11 protein-coding genes are annotated in these 20,294 nt (G+C 43.2%); 5 read left to right on the forward strand and 6 right to left on the reverse strand.

From position 1 onward, the window contains the following. The first annotated feature begins 73 nt into the window (after nt 1–73). The 3 genes from JMW90_RS00175 to JMW90_RS00185 all read left to right on the forward strand — a co-directional run bounded on the left by JMW90_RS00175 (nt 74) and on the right by JMW90_RS00185 (nt 3,534). Nucleotides 74–247: a hypothetical protein gene (locus JMW90_RS00175; protein ID WP_227691803.1), complete on the forward strand. Its 174-nt coding sequence runs from the start codon at nt 74–76 to the stop codon at nt 245–247. 134 nt (nt 248–381) lie between these two features. Further along, nucleotides 382–2,400, forward strand: a complete 2,019-nt coding sequence (gene dnaX, locus JMW90_RS00180) for a DNA polymerase III subunit gamma/tau (protein ID WP_201561116.1) — start codon at nt 382–384, stop codon at nt 2,398–2,400. Between the two features lie 234 nt (nt 2,401–2,634). Then, nucleotides 2,635–3,534: a LysR family transcriptional regulator gene (locus JMW90_RS00185; RefSeq protein ID WP_201561117.1), complete on the forward strand. Its 900-nt coding sequence runs from the start codon at nt 2,635–2,637 to the stop codon at nt 3,532–3,534. Between the two features lie 248 nt (nt 3,535–3,782). Here the strand turns inward: JMW90_RS00185 and JMW90_RS00190 are convergent, their stop codons facing one another. Together JMW90_RS00190 and JMW90_RS00195 are read right to left on the reverse strand one after the other, a co-directional pair. Further along, entirely contained in the window at nt 3,783–4,964 is a 1,182-nt protein-coding gene (locus JMW90_RS00190; protein ID WP_201561118.1) for an aspartate aminotransferase family protein, read from the reverse strand. Between the two features lie 77 nt (nt 4,965–5,041). After that, the gene (locus JMW90_RS00195; RefSeq protein WP_201561119.1) at nt 5,042–5,239 is read right to left on the reverse strand and encodes a DNA gyrase inhibitor YacG; all 198 of its coding nucleotides are present in this window, start codon (nt 5,237–5,239) and stop codon (nt 5,042–5,044) included. 203 nt (nt 5,240–5,442) lie between these two features. Here JMW90_RS00195 and JMW90_RS00200 point away from each other — a divergent pair, with 203 nt between their 5' ends. Then, on the forward strand, nt 5,443–6,084 hold the full coding sequence (locus tag JMW90_RS00200; RefSeq protein WP_201561120.1) for a DUF938 domain-containing protein: 642 nt from the start codon (nt 5,443–5,445) through the stop codon (nt 6,082–6,084). A 321-nt stretch (nt 6,085–6,405) separates the two neighbouring features. Here the strand turns inward: JMW90_RS00200 and JMW90_RS00205 are convergent, their stop codons facing one another. Together JMW90_RS00205 and purD are read right to left on the reverse strand one after the other, a co-directional pair. Continuing rightward, nucleotides 6,406–7,800 carry an ABC1 kinase family protein gene (locus JMW90_RS00205; RefSeq protein ID WP_201561121.1) on the reverse strand — a complete coding sequence of 465 codons (1,395 nt, stop codon included), beginning with the start codon at nt 7,798–7,800 and terminating at the stop codon, nt 6,406–6,408. 503 nt (nt 7,801–8,303) lie between these two features. Beyond that, on the reverse strand, nt 8,304–9,629 hold the full coding sequence (gene purD, locus JMW90_RS00210) for a phosphoribosylamine--glycine ligase (protein WP_201561285.1): 1,326 nt from the start codon (nt 9,627–9,629) through the stop codon (nt 8,304–8,306). A 480-nt stretch (nt 9,630–10,109) separates the two neighbouring features. On the opposite strand from purD, the gene JMW90_RS00215 reads away from it, so the two are divergent. Then, nucleotides 10,110–14,924: an NAD-glutamate dehydrogenase gene (locus tag JMW90_RS00215; RefSeq protein WP_201561122.1), complete on the forward strand. Its 4,815-nt coding sequence runs from the start codon at nt 10,110–10,112 to the stop codon at nt 14,922–14,924. Between the two features lie 252 nt (nt 14,925–15,176). Here JMW90_RS00215 and JMW90_RS00220 read toward each other — a convergent pair whose 3' ends face one another. Both JMW90_RS00220 and JMW90_RS00225 read right to left on the reverse strand, forming a co-directional pair. Continuing rightward, the gene (locus JMW90_RS00220; RefSeq protein WP_201561123.1) at nt 15,177–16,286 is read right to left on the reverse strand and encodes a WG repeat-containing protein; all 1,110 of its coding nucleotides are present in this window, start codon (nt 16,284–16,286) and stop codon (nt 15,177–15,179) included. 54 nt (nt 16,287–16,340) lie between these two features. Further along, nucleotides 16,341–20,252: an AAA family ATPase gene (locus JMW90_RS00225; protein WP_201561124.1), complete on the reverse strand. Its 3,912-nt coding sequence runs from the start codon at nt 20,250–20,252 to the stop codon at nt 16,341–16,343. Nucleotides 20,253–20,294 lie beyond the last annotated feature (42 nt).

The following is a 20,294-nucleotide window of genomic DNA, read 5'->3' on the forward strand; positions in this document are numbered from 1 at the left end:
AGAAGGCTATTTCTGCTTTTAATAGCTATGAGATAGCCTTATATGGTTTTTTTAGTACTTAATTGATAGAGACATGCAGCAGCCCGTTATGCAAGAGCTGTTCTTAATTGGTGTCGACGTTAGACCTTGTGAAGATAGTGTTAATACCGCAGTACATCTTGATGCCTTCTATCAGAGAGGCTCGCTTATCGATGCGAATACGCAGCGTTTATATCAACAACTGGCTCAGCTGAGAGCTCAATCATAGCCCAGTTTTGATAACTAGTTTTGAAACTTAATTTTGATGGCTAGTTTCGATGCTTAATTTTGAGACATTGTTTTAAGATAAATCGCTGATTTGATGCTTTATTTATATTTTTACGACCCACCTTGGCATTCATTATGACGCAGCAATATCAAGTTTTAGCTCGCAAATACCGACCCAAAAACTTTCACGAGTTGATTGGGCAAACGCATGTCTCACAGGCACTGATTAATGCGATTGATTATAATCGTCTGCATCATGCCTATCTGTTTACAGGTACGCGCGGCGTCGGTAAGACGACCATCGCTCGTATCCTGTCTAAGTGTTTGAACTGTGATACGGGTATTACCAGTACCCCATGCGGCGTGTGTGATAATTGCGTGGCGATTGATCAAGGGCGTTTTATTGATCTGATTGAGATTGATGCCGCTTCTCGCACCAAAGTTGAAGACACGCGCGAGTTACTTGATAATGTGCCTTATGCGCCAAGCCAAGGTCGCTATAAAGTGTACCTCATTGATGAGGTGCATATGCTGTCAACACACAGTTTTAATGCGCTCCTTAAAACCTTGGAAGAGCCGCCTGAGCATGTCAAGTTCCTACTAGCAACGACGGATCCTCAAAAGCTGCCCATTACTATTATCTCGCGCTGCTTACAGTTTGTGCTACGTCCTTTATCGCAGAGCTTGCTCAGTGAGCATCTAGCCAATGTCTTAACCCAAGAACAAGTAGACTATACGCAGCCTGCACTTTGGCAATTGGCCAGTGCGGCAAAAGGTTCAGTACGTGACGCCTTATCGTTGACCGATCAAGCCATTGCTTTTGGTCAAGGCGCGCTTGATGATGCGACCGTCAATGCGATGCTCGGCTTGATTGATGCAGCTGATTTAGTAAGTTTAATCACAGATATCTATAATCATGATAAGCCTGCCGTCGCTGCCCATATTGAACAGATGCGCGCGCAAATGGTCGATGCCAGCAGTATGTTTGATGGACTCGCTGAGCTATTACACCAGTTGGCATTGTGCCAGCTATTACCCGAAGTGGCTCTCAATGTAAATGAAGCGCAAGCACAGCATATTAATCAGCTTGCCCAGCATATGAGCCCTGACGTATTACAGCTTTATTATGAAATCGTGGTACAAGCACGTGAAGGCGTTAAGCTTGCCAGTACGCCAATGCAAGCGCTTGAGATGTGTATTTTACGTCTCTTAGCTTTTCGTCCCTTACCAGTTGATGAGATATTAGCCAACGTACCTGATAGCGCTATACAGACTATAGAGGCAGCATCTACTACGACTGAATCTAATACAGGGTCAACAAATGCGGTTGAGCATCCAATGTTAACGCCCTCATTAGGATCAGCGCTGGCCTCAGAATTAATATCAGAATCAGAACCATCGCCACAATATGATGTTGCTGACTATCAAGCTCAAAGTGAGGTCGAGTCATACAGTTCAAACTACGATAATACTGAATTAAATCAATACGATAGTTATGTTAATGAAGAAGAGTTATTAGCTAATAAAGTTAGCTCTGAACCTGTTATTGAACCTGAACCCGTTATTGAACCTGAACCCGTTATTGAACCTGAACCCGTTATTGAACCTGAACCCGTTATTGAACCTGAACCCGTTATTGAACCTGAACCCGTTATTGAACCTGAACCCGTTATTGAACCCGAGGTAAATGATTCTCAATTATTCAGTCAATCTGAAGACCCTCGTGCGCTTCTGCGTTGTCCGCCGCAAGCATTGATAGGTGAGTGGACACCAGAAAAATGGGATTATTGGCTGCAAATTGCTCGTGAAGCCGGTAGTTTGGCTCAAGATGAATTGGCGCTTGCGCGTCAAGGTATGATGACAGGCAGTTGTAATGGCGAAGCCGTCTTTGTCACAGCAGTCGATAGTAAGCATTTGCAGGCAACCTTTGAGCAGCTAGCGACAAAGATGCAGGTACAGTTTCCTGATGCCACCATCAGTTTACGAATTGATAGCAGTATCATGCAAGCCGATGACAAAACGCCAGAGCGTCGTCAACAAAAACGTCTCGTTGAGGCTAAAACAGTAGCAGAGTCAAGATTGTTTAATACGCCAGTGATGCAATATTTAACCGAGCGCGGCGAAGGCAGAATGGGTAAGGTTCAGTTATATTAAACAGTCATAAATTTATTGATTGGTACTTTATAAAAAGTAGTCCTTTATCAACACTATTTTATATATTGAAACATCAAGGCGATATTGCTCTATCACCTTGATGTTTTTGCTTTTATTGACTAAGAAATACTTACATTTCACCCTAAAGTTACTGTTAAAAAACTGTAAGATTTATCATTATCCGCTATAATGGTTAAGTTATATTAACAACTAAAAAGCAGCTTGGATGAGAATATGTTAGATAATTTACGTGGTATGGCTGTGTTTGCCAGTGTGGTCGGGCACGGCTCTTTTAGTGGTTCAGCTCGCGAGCTGGGTATTACCACCAGTGCGGTCAGTCAGCAAATACGCTCTTTAGAGAACGAGCTCGGTGTGGTACTATTGCATCGCTCAACCCGTAAGCTCAGCTTAACAGAAGCGGGTGCCAGTTTTTATGAAGCGGCAAAAGATGTAGTAAGTGCTGCAGAACAAGGTCGAATCAAAGTCAATCAATTACGTGATGAGCTGGCAGGTAGCCTGCGTATTGCAACGACCCCTGAGCTGGGTGTTCATCATATTCTGCCCGCTTTATCCACTTGGATGTCAGCGCATGACGATCTTAGTATCACCTATTTTGCAGATAATAATTATATTGATATGATTGATGAGCGTATCGATATTGCGGTACGTATGAGCCCCAATATCAATGACTCAACTTTGAGCAGTCACCCATTATCTGATGTGCGTCAAATGTTGGTAGCTTCACCACAATATTTACGTCAGCACAAAAAAATTGAAACGCCGAAAGATTTGGCAGATCATCATCTTATCTGTATTGATATCATGAAGGATGCGAATCATGTTGACCTTACTCAGACTGAGACTGGTAAAAAAACACGTATCAAAATGACGTCGCGTATCCATACCAATAATGTCTTTATGGCCATGACCATCGCCAAAGAGGGTCACGGCATCCTTAGAATGATGGAAATGGATGTCAAAAAAGAGCTAGAATCGGGCAATTTGGTTGAAGTTTTGACCGGCTACCAGATGCCAAGTTTTGTATTATATGCTGTGACCTTAAACCGTGAGCAACAGCCTGCAAAAATCACACGCTGCTTAGAGGTATTAAAAAAATACTTTCATGCAAACTAAGGCTTCATTTATTTAAATATCAGTGCAGCTGTCTGATTAGCAACAAAAAAGCCTACAGATAATTTAACTGTAGGCTTTTCTATATGTTTTAGACTTTGGTTACAGAATATAGTGAGTTTACTACAACAGTGTGATAGGGCTATTGGTATGAATTTTACGCAGCCTCTGGGAACGCAGCCCGCCAGTAAAATTTATACAAATAGCGCGTTTAAATTTTCATAACATTTTTATTTTCATCTGGCTATAGTCTAAAACGATGGTTTCAATAAGTTAATAAGGCGCTCGACCACTTGTGAGCTTTCATCACGGCTCATATTGAGCGGTGGCAGCAAACGAATAACATGAGCGCCTGTGACATTGATGATGAGTTTTTGCTCATCACGTGCGCGATCGACCAGCTTGCTACAGTCCATATCTTCAGGTAAGGCAATGCCAATCATCATCCCAGCGCCGCGACTGCTGACGCCATATTGTCCAAACGCATCAACCATGCTATCACGAATAAACTGCCCCTCACTGACGGCATTTTGCATGATATCGCTGTTAGCCAATACATCATATACACTATGTACCACGCGACTGGCTAATGGTGTGCCGCCATAGGTTGAGCCATGACTACCAGCGCCAAACAAGCCATTCGCGCGACCACGTACCATACAGGCACCAACGGGGAAACCATTGCCTAAGCCTTTAGCCGTCGTTAATACATCAGGGCGTGCGCTGCTATGCTGATAAGCAAAATATTTACCCGTACGTCCATTACCGGTTTGCACTTCATCGAGCATAAATAGCCAATTATGGGTATCACATACTGCTTGAATTTGTTCAAGGTAACTGAAGCCGTTAGCCGCTGTATTAAGACCGCCTTCACCTTGAATAGGCTCTACAAATACTGCGCAAATATCTTCATGGTCATGAGCTGCCTGTTCAATGGCGACAATATCGCCAAATCGCACACGGATAAAATCATCATCCAAAGTGTAAAAGCCTTCGCGCGCTTTAGGATTGGCTGTGGCGGATAGGGTCAGTAACGTACGACCATGGAAAGATTGCTCCATCACAATGACTTTGGGACGCTTAAATCCTTGCTGATGTGCGTATAGACGCGCCAATTTTAGTGCCGCCTCGTTTGCTTCAGCGCCACTATTGGCAAAAAATACACTGTCCATCTGTGCCGCATTACATAAGGTTTCACCAGCACGCTCTTGCCAATCGATACCAAATAAATTACTAGTATGAACCAGTGTTGCTGCTTGCTGCTGAATAGCTTCGGTTACTTGTGGGTGGCAATGTCCTAGACCACATACCGCGATACCAGTCAAGGCATCTAGATAAGGCGTCTCATCTTGAGTATACAGCCAGCTTCCTGAGCCGCGGGTAAAGCTAATAGGTTGACGAAGATAGGTGGGCATCAGGTAAGTAGCAGACATGTACAGCATCCTTGGAATAATAAAGTAATAAAAATAAAGCGATGAAAGTAAACAGCTAAAGGGCTTAAGGCTTGCGGTTATAGCTCATCAGAAAACGGCGTTGACTCAGCAGGCAAGGTATAGTCTTCGTTTGCCCATGCGCCAAGATCAATCAGCTTGCAGTGATGACTACAAAACGGCTTATATTTATTATCTTGCCAGGTGGTTTGTTTACCGCATTCTGGACAAGGATACGTTTTAGGTGAAGGGCTGGCGCTAGAAATAGATTCAGTCATAATAAAAGTAAAGAAATCCTTAGTTTTATCAACAAAGTATCATCAAAAAGTAAGCAAAGATTTATTTTTAAATTATTGCTCTATTAATCTGATTGAGAAAGCGATTTGTCGATGAGTAATCGATAGCGTGATATTACTATTGGGCTGCATTGACTATATAATAGCATGCAGTCGAATAATGACAAATACTTTAAGGACAGCAAATGACTGACAACCTTGAGCTTTCACACCAGAAAGAGCGAGCATTTCAACCACAACGACTTTCAGCACCGCGTGATTTTGCGATGCCAGCTGCAGTGCTTAAACCTGAATCATTACTCGTATTGGAGATTGGGGCAGGGAAGGGCAAACATGCCTTAAGCTTTGCGATGCAAAATCCTGATAAGCATCTGATTGCGATTGAGCGCACTCGTAATAAGTTTGATGCATTTGAAAAGATGGCAGCGCAGCAGAATTCTGCCAATTTGACCACTATTCATGCTGATGCTATCGCATGGATCGTACATGCGATAGCGCCAAACAGTATCGATAGTATCTATATCTTATATCCCAATCCTGAGCAGCACAATCTCAATCAACAATGGCTTAATATGCCATTTTTTGAGTTTTTACTGTCGCGTTTGCAGGTAGGCGGGGAGATAATACTGGCGACCAACATCGAAACCTATATGGACAATGCTGAGCAGCAAGCGAATGAAATATGGCGTCTGCCCAATACGCGTAGTCAAGTTGCAAGCAGCAGTCATCGCACACATTTTGAAGTTAAATACCTAGCCCGTCAAGAAACCTGTTGGCAGTTGAGTATGAAAAAACCTGAAGGTTATCAAACCAGATTCGATAAATGAATGATAGATATAGTCAATGAAAAGTAATATCGACATATTATGTACTGCTGGTATCAATTTTTCTTGCTTGCTGTGCCTACGCAGACAGAGGCTGCAAAAAATTTGTACCAGCAGTACCGTAGCGTTTCTAGAGTATTTTGACTATAGCTTAAATATTTAGCATAATAGCCTAAGTAAAAGTTCAAAACAATGATACTTCCTACTAATACTATGGTCAGGTTAATAATATGAAATAGCCTAAGCAATTAAATAAAAAAATTAAGAAAATCGCCTATAAAAAGGCGATCCAAAAATACCTTGATTGCCTACTAAAAAATCAATTTACAAAAACGGTTTTACTAAATTATTAGAGTCAGTACGAGCATCAAGCACGGTCAAAAAAGTATAAGCGCCAATAAATTTCCGACTGATAAACATAAACTCTTTGGGCGGTAAATTAAACTCAAAAGACTGCATGGCTTGTGTTGCACGGTTTGAGAGGCGAGTATGTAGCTTACTATTAGCCCAAATATAGCGCTGTTGCTCATCTAGACAGTTGGCAGGCATATCAATGTTCATCACAGGGTCACTAAAAGGCTCGGTTGCCAATAAAAATAATGAGGCGATATCTGAACGTACCTTATCACTCATGGTATCAAAAAAGTCATAACCAGTCATCGCACTCATCATAGATTGATGATCGTGATAATAACCAGCACGTAATAAATTATGAGCAATCGTCAATAAGTTATTATCGAACTGGCGAATCGCCCCAAAATCTAATAAGACCAGCTTATCAGTCTCAGTTTCATGGCGTGCAACACGGACAAGGTAATTACCAAAGTTTGGATCCGTCTGCATCTCACCCCAAACGAAAATCTCTTGTATCATGATTTCGATAGCCGCCTGACCGATGGCGTTTCGGCGCTCAAGAGGTAATAATTGCAGTGCGTCAGAGACGACACTGATACCTGGCTCATAAGACATACAAAGCAAGCGTTTGGTCGAATAAGTGCGATTGATTTTGGGTACTATATAACGTGCATCGTCAATCAAACGGTCATAGAACCGCTCTGTTGTGGCAGCTTCCGCCTCATAATCAACTTCGTGGTGTAATAAATCCCGTATCTCTTCAAACCATGCATCGAGTGAACGGGTTTGGGGGACGATATTACTAACCTTTAACAGGCTCTTAAATAGAGCCAAATCAGAATTAATCGCATCAGCCACGCCCGGATATTGAATCTTTAATACCACTTGCTCACCCGTGGCTATGACGGTTGCACGGTGAACTTGGGCGAGGGAAGCCGTACCAATAGGGACAGGGTCAACCTGAAGCTCATGCAACTTATTGCCCAATAACTGACGTAAATTCTGCTCGATTTTTGGCCATGCAAGTGTTGCTGTATCATCATTGAGTGTTTGCAGAGCGCGGGTAATCTCAGGTGGCAAGATATGCTCACCATAAATCGCCAGCATTTGACCAATTTTTACCACAGAGCCTTTTAATTTGCCAAGCTCTTCTGCCAAATAATGCGCCTGTTCTTCCATAAAAATCTGGTTGCGTGCTGTACGTGCTTCTTTATTAAGAAACATACCAGACATGCTATTACCTGCCCAACGACGACCGATGTTTAATGAGGTTTTGGCAATCGACAGGCGACGATCAAACCCCGAGGTTTTTAGATTATCGATAGACTGCTTGTTATTAGAAGACCTAGAGGTATTGTTTGCCATAGATATCGTCATTTCATCGAGTTGGTATTGATTTGTGGGTGAGGTGCCTACAATACAAGGGAGATGTGCTATGAATGTATAGAATTGTATCATATAAAGAAGGTAGATTATGCAGCTAAGCCAAGCGGCATTATTTACTTTGTAATTTGGGATAGCACAATAAAATTCGAGAGATTTATTTTGCTTGTTAGTGTTAGCATCCTTTAAAAACAGCAGCTCATTAAAAAAATCGACCTAGCATCACGCGAGGTCGAATTCATCAAAAGTTGTGATTAGTATTGTTTATAGTAAGTTCAAAATAAAATAGGTACAAGTAGCCCTTATTTTTCTAAAGTGAATCGACTATATAGTTAGTCCTAAATAAAAGAAATACAAATATTATCCATTACTACTGGGGTTAATTTTTCTTGCTTGCTGTGCCTACGCAGACAGAGGCTGCGAATAATCAACCCCAGTAGTTCTGTACTCTTTTAAAAGTGAATCGACTATATCCCTACTATTTTTTAAACATTTTCACGGGCAATAGCATGATGACCGATATCACGACGATAATGAGCACCATCAAAACTGATGGCAGCAGTGACTGTCAGTGCTGCTTGCTGCGCGTCTGAGATGCTATCTGCTAATGCGGTCACACATAATACTCGTCCGCCATTGGTCACGACGGCTTTCTCATTGCTAATGCCATATTCATTAGAAAAGGCTGTGCCCGCATGGAACACTTTTACGGCATCTTGGTTGTTAGTATCTAATTCTGGCAAGCCTGCAATCACATCACCTTTCGATGAGGTTTCAGGATAGCCTTTTGAAGCGATGACTATACCAAGCGCAGGGCGTTCATCCCAGTTGGCTTCGGTGGGCAATTTACCTTCGAGTCCTTGTGCAACCAAATCAACCATCGACGATTGCAAGCGCATCAAAATAGGCTGCGTCTCTGGATCGCCAAAACGGCAGTTAAACTCAATCACATACGGGTCGCCTGCATCATCAATCATGAGTCCAGCATATAAAAATCCCGTATAAGGATGACCTGCTGCCTTCATTGCATCGACGACTGGCTGAATGACTTGTGCCATGACTTTATCATGAACCTCTTGAGTGACAACAGGTGCAGGGGAGTATGCACCCATGCCACCTGTGTTTGGACCCGTATCACCTTCAAAAGCACGCTTATGGTCTTGGCTGGTTGCCATTGGCAGGATGTTTTCACCATCTACCATACAGATAAAGCTGGCTTCTTCGCCTTGCAAAAACTGCTCAATAACCACACGGCTACCAGCATCGCCAAATTTATTATCCGCCAGCATATCATCAATGGCTTCATGCGCCTGTTCGATCGTCTCTGCGACGATGACGCCTTTACCAGCAGCCAGACCGTCCGCTTTAATCACAATGGGCGCACCTTGCTCATCGATATAAGCTTTTGCCGCTGCCGCATCGGTAAAGCCTTGATAAGCCGCCGTTGGAATATTGTTTTGCTCCATGAATTCTTTGGCGAAAGTTTTTGAGCCTTCTAACTGCGCACAATACGCCGTTGGACCCCAAGCTTGGATACCAGCAGCACGGCAAGCGTTGACGATACCCGTCACTAATGGTGCTTCTGGACCAACGATGACCATGTCGATGGCATTACTCTGACAAAAATCGATAACGGCGCTGTGCTCGCCTGCATCAGTGGCGTCTTCCAAAATAACGTTTTGGCATTTTGGTTCAAGAGCGGTACCAGCATTACCGGGCGCAACGTAGATATTTTGTACGTTATTGTCTTTTGCACACTGCCATGCTAGCGCGTGTTCACGGCCACCTGAGCCAATCACCAAAATATTCATCATACCTCTTGCCCTTAGCATCAAAATTCATAATAAGTGAGTTAATAGCGAGCCAGCAAAATACTGTCCAATATCCTGCGCTATTCTAACAAAAAACCACCGCCCTTGTCATGACTATGTGTCATAGCTATGCGCCTGTCCGTCTATATTCAGCCGTATCAGATCACAATCGTCTCATTAGTAAATGTTATCGACATCTTGCTGATTCATGAAATGATGTTGTACGCTTTAGCTATGCCAGCAGCTGCGTTACACTTCCCCTTAAGATAGAGCTTTGAGTGAAATGATTGACTCCTTGAGTGAAATGATTGACTCATAGCCCTGTTCAACCTCACAAAATAATTCGTATAGCGGGAGTCAGACAAACCATGATTGCTAATGATCACTAAGGGCAAACTTAATTACTCACTATATAAGACATAACAAGTAACACATAACACCTAAATAAGAAGCTTATAAAAAAGCGCAAGGACAAAGGATATGCCAAACTCTCTAAATATCGCAAAAGAGCGGATCAGCCAGATAAGCGATATTGCCACCAGTTATGTACAAGCGGACAAATCATTATTTGACCACTTTATTCATAGATACTATCAGCCATTACATCCAGAGACTGCAAAGGACATCAGTAATGCTGATTTGGCTGGGATGGCACTGCATCATTTTACGCTATTAAAAGCCTATGATCGTAACCATCCACAGCTTGCCATCTTAAACCCCATTGCAGAAGAGCAGCATTTTCACAGCTCGCATACCGTTATCCAAATCGTTGCCTATGACAGACCATTTTTGGTCGACACGCTATTGATGAGCCTCGAAGAGCAAGGCATCGATGTGCATCGTACTTATCATATCATCGTCAATGTCGAACGCGATGAAAATGGCGCGATTACTAAAGTTGAAAGCGCTCAAGAAAGTGGCACCTCACACATGTCTTTGATTCATTGTGAAATCTCTTATCAAGACAATGATGAATTGGCGGCATTAAAACAGATGCTGCTGGCGAAAGTAGACACACTTGATATTGTCGTTGATGACTGGCAGCAAATACGCGCCAAGCTAACCGATATAAAAGCGGAGCTTGCTACAAAAACATTGCCGGAAGTATTTTATTCTCAGCAAGAGATTCAAGCGTTTTTAGATTGGGTCTTGGACGATCACTTTATCTTTTTGGGATATCGAGAATATCGCTTAGAAGACGGAAACAGTGGCGAGGTTGGCAGTGTTGGCAGTACGGCTAGTCAAATCGACCGCAGTGATTTGGATTTATTTTCTATTGGTAATAGTGGTCTTGGGTTATCACGCGGCAGTAGTGAAGATCAGCTGTCAAAAAGTTTTGATGAGCTGCCAAGCAATCTAAAAAGACTGCTAACAGCACCGCAAGTATTGGTGTTGTCAAAATCAAGCCGAGTATCGCCCGTACACCGCCCAGTCTATATGGATTTTTTGGGCATTCATAAGTTTGACGATAATGGCAAGCTCATCGGTGAGCATCGCTTTATTGGGCTCTTTACGGCGCAAGCATATCAATTTAGTGTGCAACAAATTCCATTATTACGCGAAAAATCCAATAAAATTATGGCGATGGCAAAACTACCACGTGATGGTCATGCCTATCACAAAATGATGCATATCATTAATACCTTGCCGCGCGATGATTTGTTTCAAGCCAGCGTTGAAGATCTTTACCCGACAGTACTAGGGATTAGCCAGCTACAGGACAAAAAAAGCCTGCGCTTATTTTGCCGCATCGATCATTACCAGCGTTTTGTGTCGTGTCTGGTCTATATTCCACGTGATAAATTCAATACAGAACTTCGCATCAAGGTACAAAACGTCCTAAAAGAAGCCTATGGCGGCACATCTTCAGGCTTTACGACTGAGTTTAATGAATCTGAACATGCGCGCGTCCATGTGCATGTTCGTACAGCGCCAGGTCAAGTGCATGAGGTGGATACCGCTGCGCTCCAAGCCAAGCTGTCCTCTTTGATGCAGTCGTGGAGTGATCATTATCAAAAAATGCTGCTGGATAATGTCGGTGAGCAGCATGCCAATGCATTAATGCGCAGATTTTTAAGTTATATACCTGCCGCTTACCAAGAGCGATTCGATGCACGTACCGCCGTTGAAGATACCAAGCGTTTGGCTGTACTTAGCGATGAGCAGCCGATGATCTGGCACTTATATCAATCGACAGGTGATGCAAGCAATCAGTTGCATTTAAAGCTATATGGTCGCCAAAAAGCGGTTATTTTATCCAAAGTCTTACCCGTACTAGAGAATTTTGGGGTATCGGTCATCTCAGCGCAGACCTATGAGTTTGATTTACCTGAGCAACCTATTTGGATGCAGGAGTATGAGCTGGTTTTAGAACACGTTGATACTATTGATATGCAAGTGGTGCGCGCGCAGTTCGAAGACAGCTTAAAGCAAATTTGGGCAGGACAGGTTGAGAGTGATTCACTTAACGAGTTGGTATTGACCACCAAATTAGATACTTATGATGTGGTGGTACTGCGCGCCTTGTCACGTTATATGATGCAAGCGAAAGCCCCGTTCTCAAATGTCTATATCCAACAAACCATGGTAAAAAACAGTGACATCAGTGTCGCGTTAGGTAGTTTGTTTGATGCACGGATGAATCCTAACTATAGTGAAGCGGAACGTGCCAGCAAAACCAGTCAGATCCAAGAACAGATTACCGCCGCGTTAGCAGATGTTAGTAGCTTGGATGAAGACCGTATTTTCCGCTGGTATTTGGATTTAATTAACGCCATGGTACGTACCAACTTTTATCAAAGAGAGGCGGATGGATCGCGTAAAGATCGTTTGTCCTTTAAGTTTTTGGCAGCAGATATTCCAAACCTGCCCAAGCCTAAGCCGATGTTTGAGATATTTGTCTACTCGCCACGTGTCGAAGCCGTGCATTTGCGCGGTGGTAAAGTCGCTCGCGGCGGGCTACGTTGGTCTGATCGTATGGAAGATTTCCGTACCGAAGTACTTGGTCTGGTCAAAGCGCAGATGGTCAAGAACGCCGTGATCGTACCGGTTGGCTCAAAGGGCGGTTTTATCGTTAAAACCAAAACCATGGCAGATGGTCGTGATGTGTTCCAAGCTGAGGGCATTGCCTGCTACCAAACCTTCCTTCGCGGTATGCTTGATGTGACTGACAATATCGTCGATGGGGTGATTGTCCCGCCAGCCAATACGGTCAGACATGATGAAGATGATCCGTATTTGGTGGTCGCTGCCGATAAAGGCACGGCACCTTTCTCTGATATCGCTAATGCTTTGTCTGCTGAATATAACTTTTGGCTAGATGATGCTTTTGCTTCTGGTGGCTCGGTCGGTTATGACCACAAAGCGATGGGCATCACCGCCCGCGGTGGTTGGGAGTCGGTCAAGCGCCACTTCCGTATGCGCGGCATGGATATTCAAAACCGCGATGATTTTACCGTCGTGGCGATTGGTGATATGAGTGGTGACGTCTTTGGTAACGGAATGCTCAGATCAACCCATACCAAACTGGTTGCTGCCTTTAACCATCTGCATATTTTTATTGACCCAAATCCAGATACAGCAGCGTCTTTTGCAGAACGCGAGCGCTTATTTGATCTACCTCGCTCATCATGGGAGGATTACGAAAAGTCTCTTATTAGCCAAGGCGGTGGTATCTTCTCACGTCAAGACAAGACCATTGCTATCAGCCCTGAAATGAAAGCGCTTTTTGATATCTCTGAGGACAGCTTAGCACCCAATGATTTTATCAGCGCATTGCTAAAATCACCGGTTGACCTCATCTGGAACGGTGGCATCGGTACTTATGTGAAAAGTAGTGAGGAGAGTCATGCCGACGTAGGTGATCGTGCCAATGATGCTGTGCGTGTCAACGGTGGCGAATTACGCGCGGCTATCGTCGGTGAAGGGGGTAACTTAGGCTTCACGCAGCGAGGGCGTATCGAGTATGCCCAAACTGGTGGACGCATCTATACCGATGCAATCGATAACTCAGGTGGCGTCAACTGCTCAGATCACGAAGTCAATATCAAAATCTTACTTGGCAAAGTGGTTGAGCAAGGTGATATGACGTTGAAGCAGCGTAATGAGCTTCTTGAAAGCATGACCGACACCATTAGCGAGTTGGTGCTGCGTCAAAACTATCTGCAACCGCAAGCCATTGAGCTGAGTCAAATCCGGGCAGCTGCAAACTTAAGCGATCATCAGCGATTTGTTCAGATGTTAGAAGCAGAAGGGCGTCTGGATCGAGCGATTGAGTATTTGCCATCAGATGAAGAGATTGCTAAACGCCAAAAATCTGGCACAGGTCTGACCAATCCTGAGCTAGCCGTTGTGATGGCTTACGGAAAAATGTGGGTTTATGACAACTTACTGCTCTCAGATTTACCGGATGCGCCGTATTTCGTTAATGAATTACGCAAATATTTCCCCAATGAGCTGGCATCAAAATTCTTTGATGAGATGACTGAGCACCGTTTACACCGTGAAATCATCAGTACGTATATGACCAATAGTGTGGTCAACCGTCTGGGTATCGAAGCATTATTCCGTCTGCATGAAGAAACAGGACAAACGCTTGCCACTATCGTGCGCGGCTATGCTATTGCGCGTGATGTGTTCCATGTCTCAAAAGCATGGGAGCTGCTCGAAGTACTTGATAATCAAGTGGATGCTACCTTGCTGCTCGAGCTTGAGCTACGTCTGCGCGATGCACTCGAAAACGGCGTGGTCTGGTTTATCAATGCCTTTGGACAAGATTTGCAAGTGGCTGATATGATTAGCCGTTTTGAAGACAGTGTCGAAAAGTTAACCAAATCAGGCGGATTTATTGAGCAGCAATTCGCGCATTATTTGCAAGCCGACACCACAAATTTGATGGAAGATGGACTCTCTGTCAATGATGCATCGATGTTTGCGATGTTGCCATACCATGTTGATGCGCTTGATGCGGCACTCTTAGCAGAGCAGTACGAACGTCCGGTTGATGAGATTGCCACTTTATACTTTGAGGCTTATCACGTCTTGCAGCTTGATTGGATGATGGAAAATATTGCTATCTTGCCGCAGCAAGACCACTGGGATCGCCGTGCCCGTCATGCGCTTGCCAATGACGTACCGCGCAGTTTACGCATGCTGATGAATACGTTATTGACTCAACCTGATGCCATTCAAGCCTTCAGTGATTGGAAGTCGCGTCATGCCAGCCAGCTTGCCGGCGTTACTGCTGAGATGGACAAACTTGATAGCAATAATGATAGCCAAATCAGCCTCGAATAAATAAAATGAACTATAGTTAATCCACTTTTAAAAAGGTACAGAACTAATAGGGTTAATTTTCCTTGCTTGCTGTGGCTAGCAGACAGAGGCTGCGAATAATTAACCCCATTAGTACTTTATAACATTTGTACTTCTTTTATTTAGGATCGACTATAAATAAATATCTATTATTTTTAGTATAAAAAACCACCGTTATCAATTAGCGGTGGTTTTTTATTGTCTGAAATTGACCATCAAAGATATAATTGACGTTTAGTCTGATTTTATCAGCGTATTTAAACCGAACATTTTTCCATTCTTCTCTAACCATACCGTATCAGCATCATCTCTATAACCGTCAAACTCTGGCTTCAATATCACATCACCTCTATCATTAACTAGACCAAATTTTCCAGCTTGTTTATAGGTATAGAGCTGATGATATAACAGCTTTCTGATTGGTGCATCTGAAGCAAGAACTGCGTTACCATTGGCATTAATAATTTGGGCGCTTACAATGTTTTCTTGTATGTCCTCGCTCATGACAATTGCGTTGCTACTAGCAAATCCATCAGATAAGCGGCTACGCAAAAACAATAAGGGACTGACGTTATTATTAAAAGACTCTATATGTTGGTTGACTGAAAATGGGATGATAACTTTATTATTTTGGTCAATAAGCGCGGTCTTATTTTGCAAACCTACCTGCAAATATAAAGGCTGACCAGTACAAGGGTTTAGCGGATTGATGATCTCATACTGCGGCATAACGGCCCAATATCCTCTATCGTCTAACAGCCCTGTTAACCCCTTATCATTGGTCGCGAAATTGTTCGTTACTAGGAAATAATCTTGGTCGTAATCTGCATCATAATGTGCATGCTGAATACCCACATCTGCCAATGGATAAACCCAGCCGCCATGACGATTGATAATACCTTGTTTGGTGTTCCCTTCAGATGATCCAACACTAACGATAAAACTGGTGTAAATATCAGGCTCAGTTTGAATGTCGTCATACTTAAAAGGCACAATTATCTTGCCAGCTGCGTTTACGACACCATATTTACCATTTTTCTGAGCCAACACATACTTATCCATCAATATATAAGCATTATGAAGATTGTCTATAACGACGTTACCATTTAAATCTGTAAGCTGCTGCCTACCATTAGCTTGTTCAACGAGCTTGCCCATAAATGGTGGGTTGTTTTTGATACGCTCAAAATAGCTAATGGGTAAGAAGCCCGCACAGTTGATAGTGGCATAGCTTGGGGTAATAACACCGCCAAATAAAAACACTGATAATGCTAATCTGGCAGGATTGAGCGCTTTTTTTAGACTGTTTTGTCCAATACCAAGGCGATTTTTTTGATTGCTCATAGCGATATCCTTATCGTTTATCAATCATACGTCGTCATCAACTACTTTAACCTATTATGCTTTGTCATTCACAACCCGTCGACACCCTTGACCACTTATTTCACTAAAGCCGCCTGAGATTTTCTTTACCTGAATTTGGGTCATGATGCGCTCTTTTAACGCTTGTACGTGCGAGATGATACCTATCAACTTACCTTCTTGCTGCAAACTGGTTAAGGTATCGAGCGCAATATCAAGCGACTCTTCATCAAGCGTGCCAAAACCTTCATCCAAAAATAGCGAATCCACACGGATGTTGTGGCTGGCCATTTGAGATAGTCCAAGAGCGAGCGCGAGACTGATAATGAAGCCTTCACCGCCGGATAAGTTTTTGGTACTGCGAATATCGCCGCCTTGATAGTTATCAATCACATTGAGCTCAAGGGGATTGCTGTCATCATGAATCAGCAAATAGCGGTCACTCATCTTTTGTAATTGGCTATTGGCATGGCTAATCATCACCTCAAAGGTTAAGCCTTGAGCAAAGGTGCGATATTTCTTACCATCGGCTGAACCAATTAAAGTATGCAGCTGCTGCCAAACTTGTAACTTCTCTTTTTGCGCATTAATGGCTATAAGCTGCGTTGCTTGTTGACCTTTTTGGTTCTCATTGTCTTTGAGCTTTTGAACAATAGCACCAATCTGTTGGCTGAGCTGATCAATCTCCATCTGAATGTGCTGATGCTGAGCAGCAATCGTTTCTTGGCTGATATCCGTCATAGCAAGAGATAGGTTCTGCTCTAATGATTGTTGGGTGCTATCTAACTGTGACTGTGCCTGCTGCAAGGCGCTGTCAATCGCAAGCTTACGAGTATGTAAAGCATCACGCTCTTCTTTGGGCAGGCGCGCACGGGTAAAAGCGTCTTCATCCACAAATTGCGCCGCTGCTAGATGCTCCATAAATACCGCTTGTTGCGTATTAAGGGCTGTCGTAGCAGACTGCAATTCTGCCAATAGCTGTCGTTGTCTGCTTTGCAATTGCGCTAATACTTGCTGCGTGCTGTCTAGTTGTCTTTGAGCATTTGCTTGTTTGGCTTTTGCGTCATCCACTGCGCAGCGCAGTAATGTATCTTCTGATTCTGTGTTTTTATCTGCAAAAATCTCTAATCTTTTGCTTTGCAGCTGCTCAAGAGCAATATTTTTATCCGCTATCAAGTGTTCAAGGTTTTTTAAAGCGCTTTCATCCGTGCAAAGCTGAGCTTGTTTGGTATCAATTTGAGCGCTCACTGTACTTAATGTATTGGTTAGTTGTTGCTGGCTATTTTTTTGCTCATTAAAATGCTTTTTTAGCCGACTTAGCATGCTGCGCTGTTGACGTAATCTGTCAATATGATGCTCATAATCCTTGCTATCTAGTACGGTTTGCTCATCAATACTAGCATCCAATTGTTTAATTGCACTTTGAATGTCTATACTTTGAAAATCAATACTTAAATATTCTGTGTAGTGATCTGCCGGATACTTATCTGCCAAAGATAAAATACTGCGAGTAATAGGGGTTAATGCCACAAAGTTGGTGGCTATCTTATCCTGAGTGGTCTCTATTCTCTGCGAGTGTAGTTTGATATCCATCGTCAGGTTATTGATCTTACTCATCAGTACCTGCTGCTGCTTTTCATCGTGCTCTATAGCAATACTGAGCGTTGATATGCTTGCTGTCAAATCATCATGTTGCAATAATAGCTCTTTAAGAGACCGTTTTTGCTCAAGCAGCTTTTGTTTGGCGTTGTCTAGTAAATATAAAGGGTGCTCAATATCATTATCAATCGCATTGATATCCTCACTCAGTTGATAAAGCGGATGGACACTTCCTGCAATCGCTTTGGAATGATTTTGATTGGCGTTAAAAAGTGAGAGTAGGCTATCTTGAATGTCGTTGCTCAATATCTCGCATTGCTGCTGTAACGGAGCTAACTGCTGCTGTTGGTGGTTAATGGTTTCATTTTTAGTAGCATGGTCGATATGATGTTTGGACAACGTTTGCTCTAGACGCTCAATGAGTATCTCAAGCTCAGATAATTGCTGCTGGGTCTGCTGCGTCAGAGATAATGCTTGTTTATTGTCGCTCTGACTGTCTAATAGTGGATGATGCTCAGCATAAGGGTGCTCATGCGCGCCGCAAAGCGGGCAGGGCATACCGTCTTTGAGCTCCACGATGTAATCTTCAAGCCTTGCGACTTTTTGCAGTAGATGAAGGTGAGTCTGCTTGTCTTGTTTTTTAAGTTTAGTGCTCTGAATATCTGCGCGATGAGTGGCAATTAAGTTGTCTAAGACCGTCAGTTCTTGCTTCAATACCGGTAGCGTAAGATTGATTTTATTGATTTGACGGGTCAGATCAGAGTGCTGTGTAACCTTAAATCTCACTTGCTCAATTTGTATGATGGTCTGATCTATTTGTTCTTGCTCAGCGCGCATCATAGCAAGCGGCTGCTTTTGAATGATGACTGCTTGCTGCTGTTGTAGCTTTAGCAGTTGCTCGCGCCGCTGCGCTATCAATGAGATATCAGTATCTTGCTGTTTGGATAGTATCTCAACATCAGCTTGTAGCTGGCGGGCATGACGATGTTGGCCAATTCTAGCTGCTGAAAGCTCAGCGTTATCTTCTAGTAGTGCCCTTAATCTCTGACAGCTACTATCAAAGATAGTCATATCGGTATCAAGGTCGATCAGCTCTGGGTGTTTACCAAAGTACTGGTCGATATTATCTAGCTGAATTTTGGTACTATCGGCGCTTTGCTGATGGTGTTGTATTGCTTGGCGTAATATCTGTATATTGCCTACCAATAAGTCCTTTCGCTGACTGTCTTCCCCTAAGGATTGAGACTGCTGCCTTATATTATGATCTAATTCACGTACCCGTTTGATGATAGGCAAGTTTGTTTGCAGGTTGTCTGAGGCTTGCTTTTCTCGTGTATTGACATCGTCTAAATGGCGCGCAGCTTGCGTCAGCGCTTCTTGCTGGGCAGGGATTTGACTCAGCAACGCCTGTTGTTCAATATCTAGCTTCTGGACCGTCTCACGATTATAGCTAAGCTCACGAAACTGGCTATCAATCTCTAGTGCCTTGTTGGCAATGTCTAAACGCATGGCTTCAGGAATAAAGGCTTGCTGCGCTTGCTGCGCGCTTGCAAACTCGCTCTGATAAATAGACAGGTTATTTTGCAGCTGTTGTACGTTAGTTAGCCATTGCAGCTGCTCACTTAATGTCTTAAAGGTTTGACGCTGTGTGTTTTGCTGCTGGTTAAAGCTCTCTAAATCAGCTGCCAGTAGCTTTTCGTCTTCAACACTTAGCAAAGACAATCCATCAACGCCTGCCTGCAATTTGCTGAGTACCTCTTCTTCAGAGCGTTTTTTCTCATGAACATTGAGTGAAATTTTGGCATAGATGGCTGTGCCGGTTATCTTCTCCAAAATCGCCGCTCTATCACCGATATCAGATTTTAAAAAGGCGGCAAAACTGCCTTGCGCCAGCATGATGGAGCGGGTGAATTGGCTGAAATCCATGCCAATAAGCGCTTGAATATAAGCTGAAGTTTTGGATTTTTTCTCTTCCAAAATCTTGCCAGACTTGACCTCGCTAATCTCGTGCTTAATCGGTAATAAGTTGCCTTTGGCTTTTTTATGCGCACGATGTTGATACCATGAACACTGATATCGCTTGGCGTCAATCTCGATAATCACTTCAGCCGAGCACTCTCCTGTACCTTGGGTCATGATCTCATTGCTAGAGCCAGTAATATCACCAAGTCGTGGCGTTTGGCTGTAGAGCGCCAAACAAATCGCATCCAAAATAGTGGTCTTGCCAGCGCCCGTTTGCCCCGTAATGGCAAAGATACCTTCGTTAAGAAAAGCGGCGTCACTAAAATCAATGTGCCATTCGCCTTTTAAGGAGTTGAGGTTTTTAAGTCTTAGTTCAATTAGGCGCATGGCAGGGTCTTATTTTTATAGATATTAATGATAATTTGCTGT

The organism is Psychrobacter glacincola, from assembly GCF_904846215.1.
GTDB classification, from domain to species: Bacteria; Pseudomonadota; Gammaproteobacteria; order Pseudomonadales; family Moraxellaceae; genus Psychrobacter; species Psychrobacter glacincola.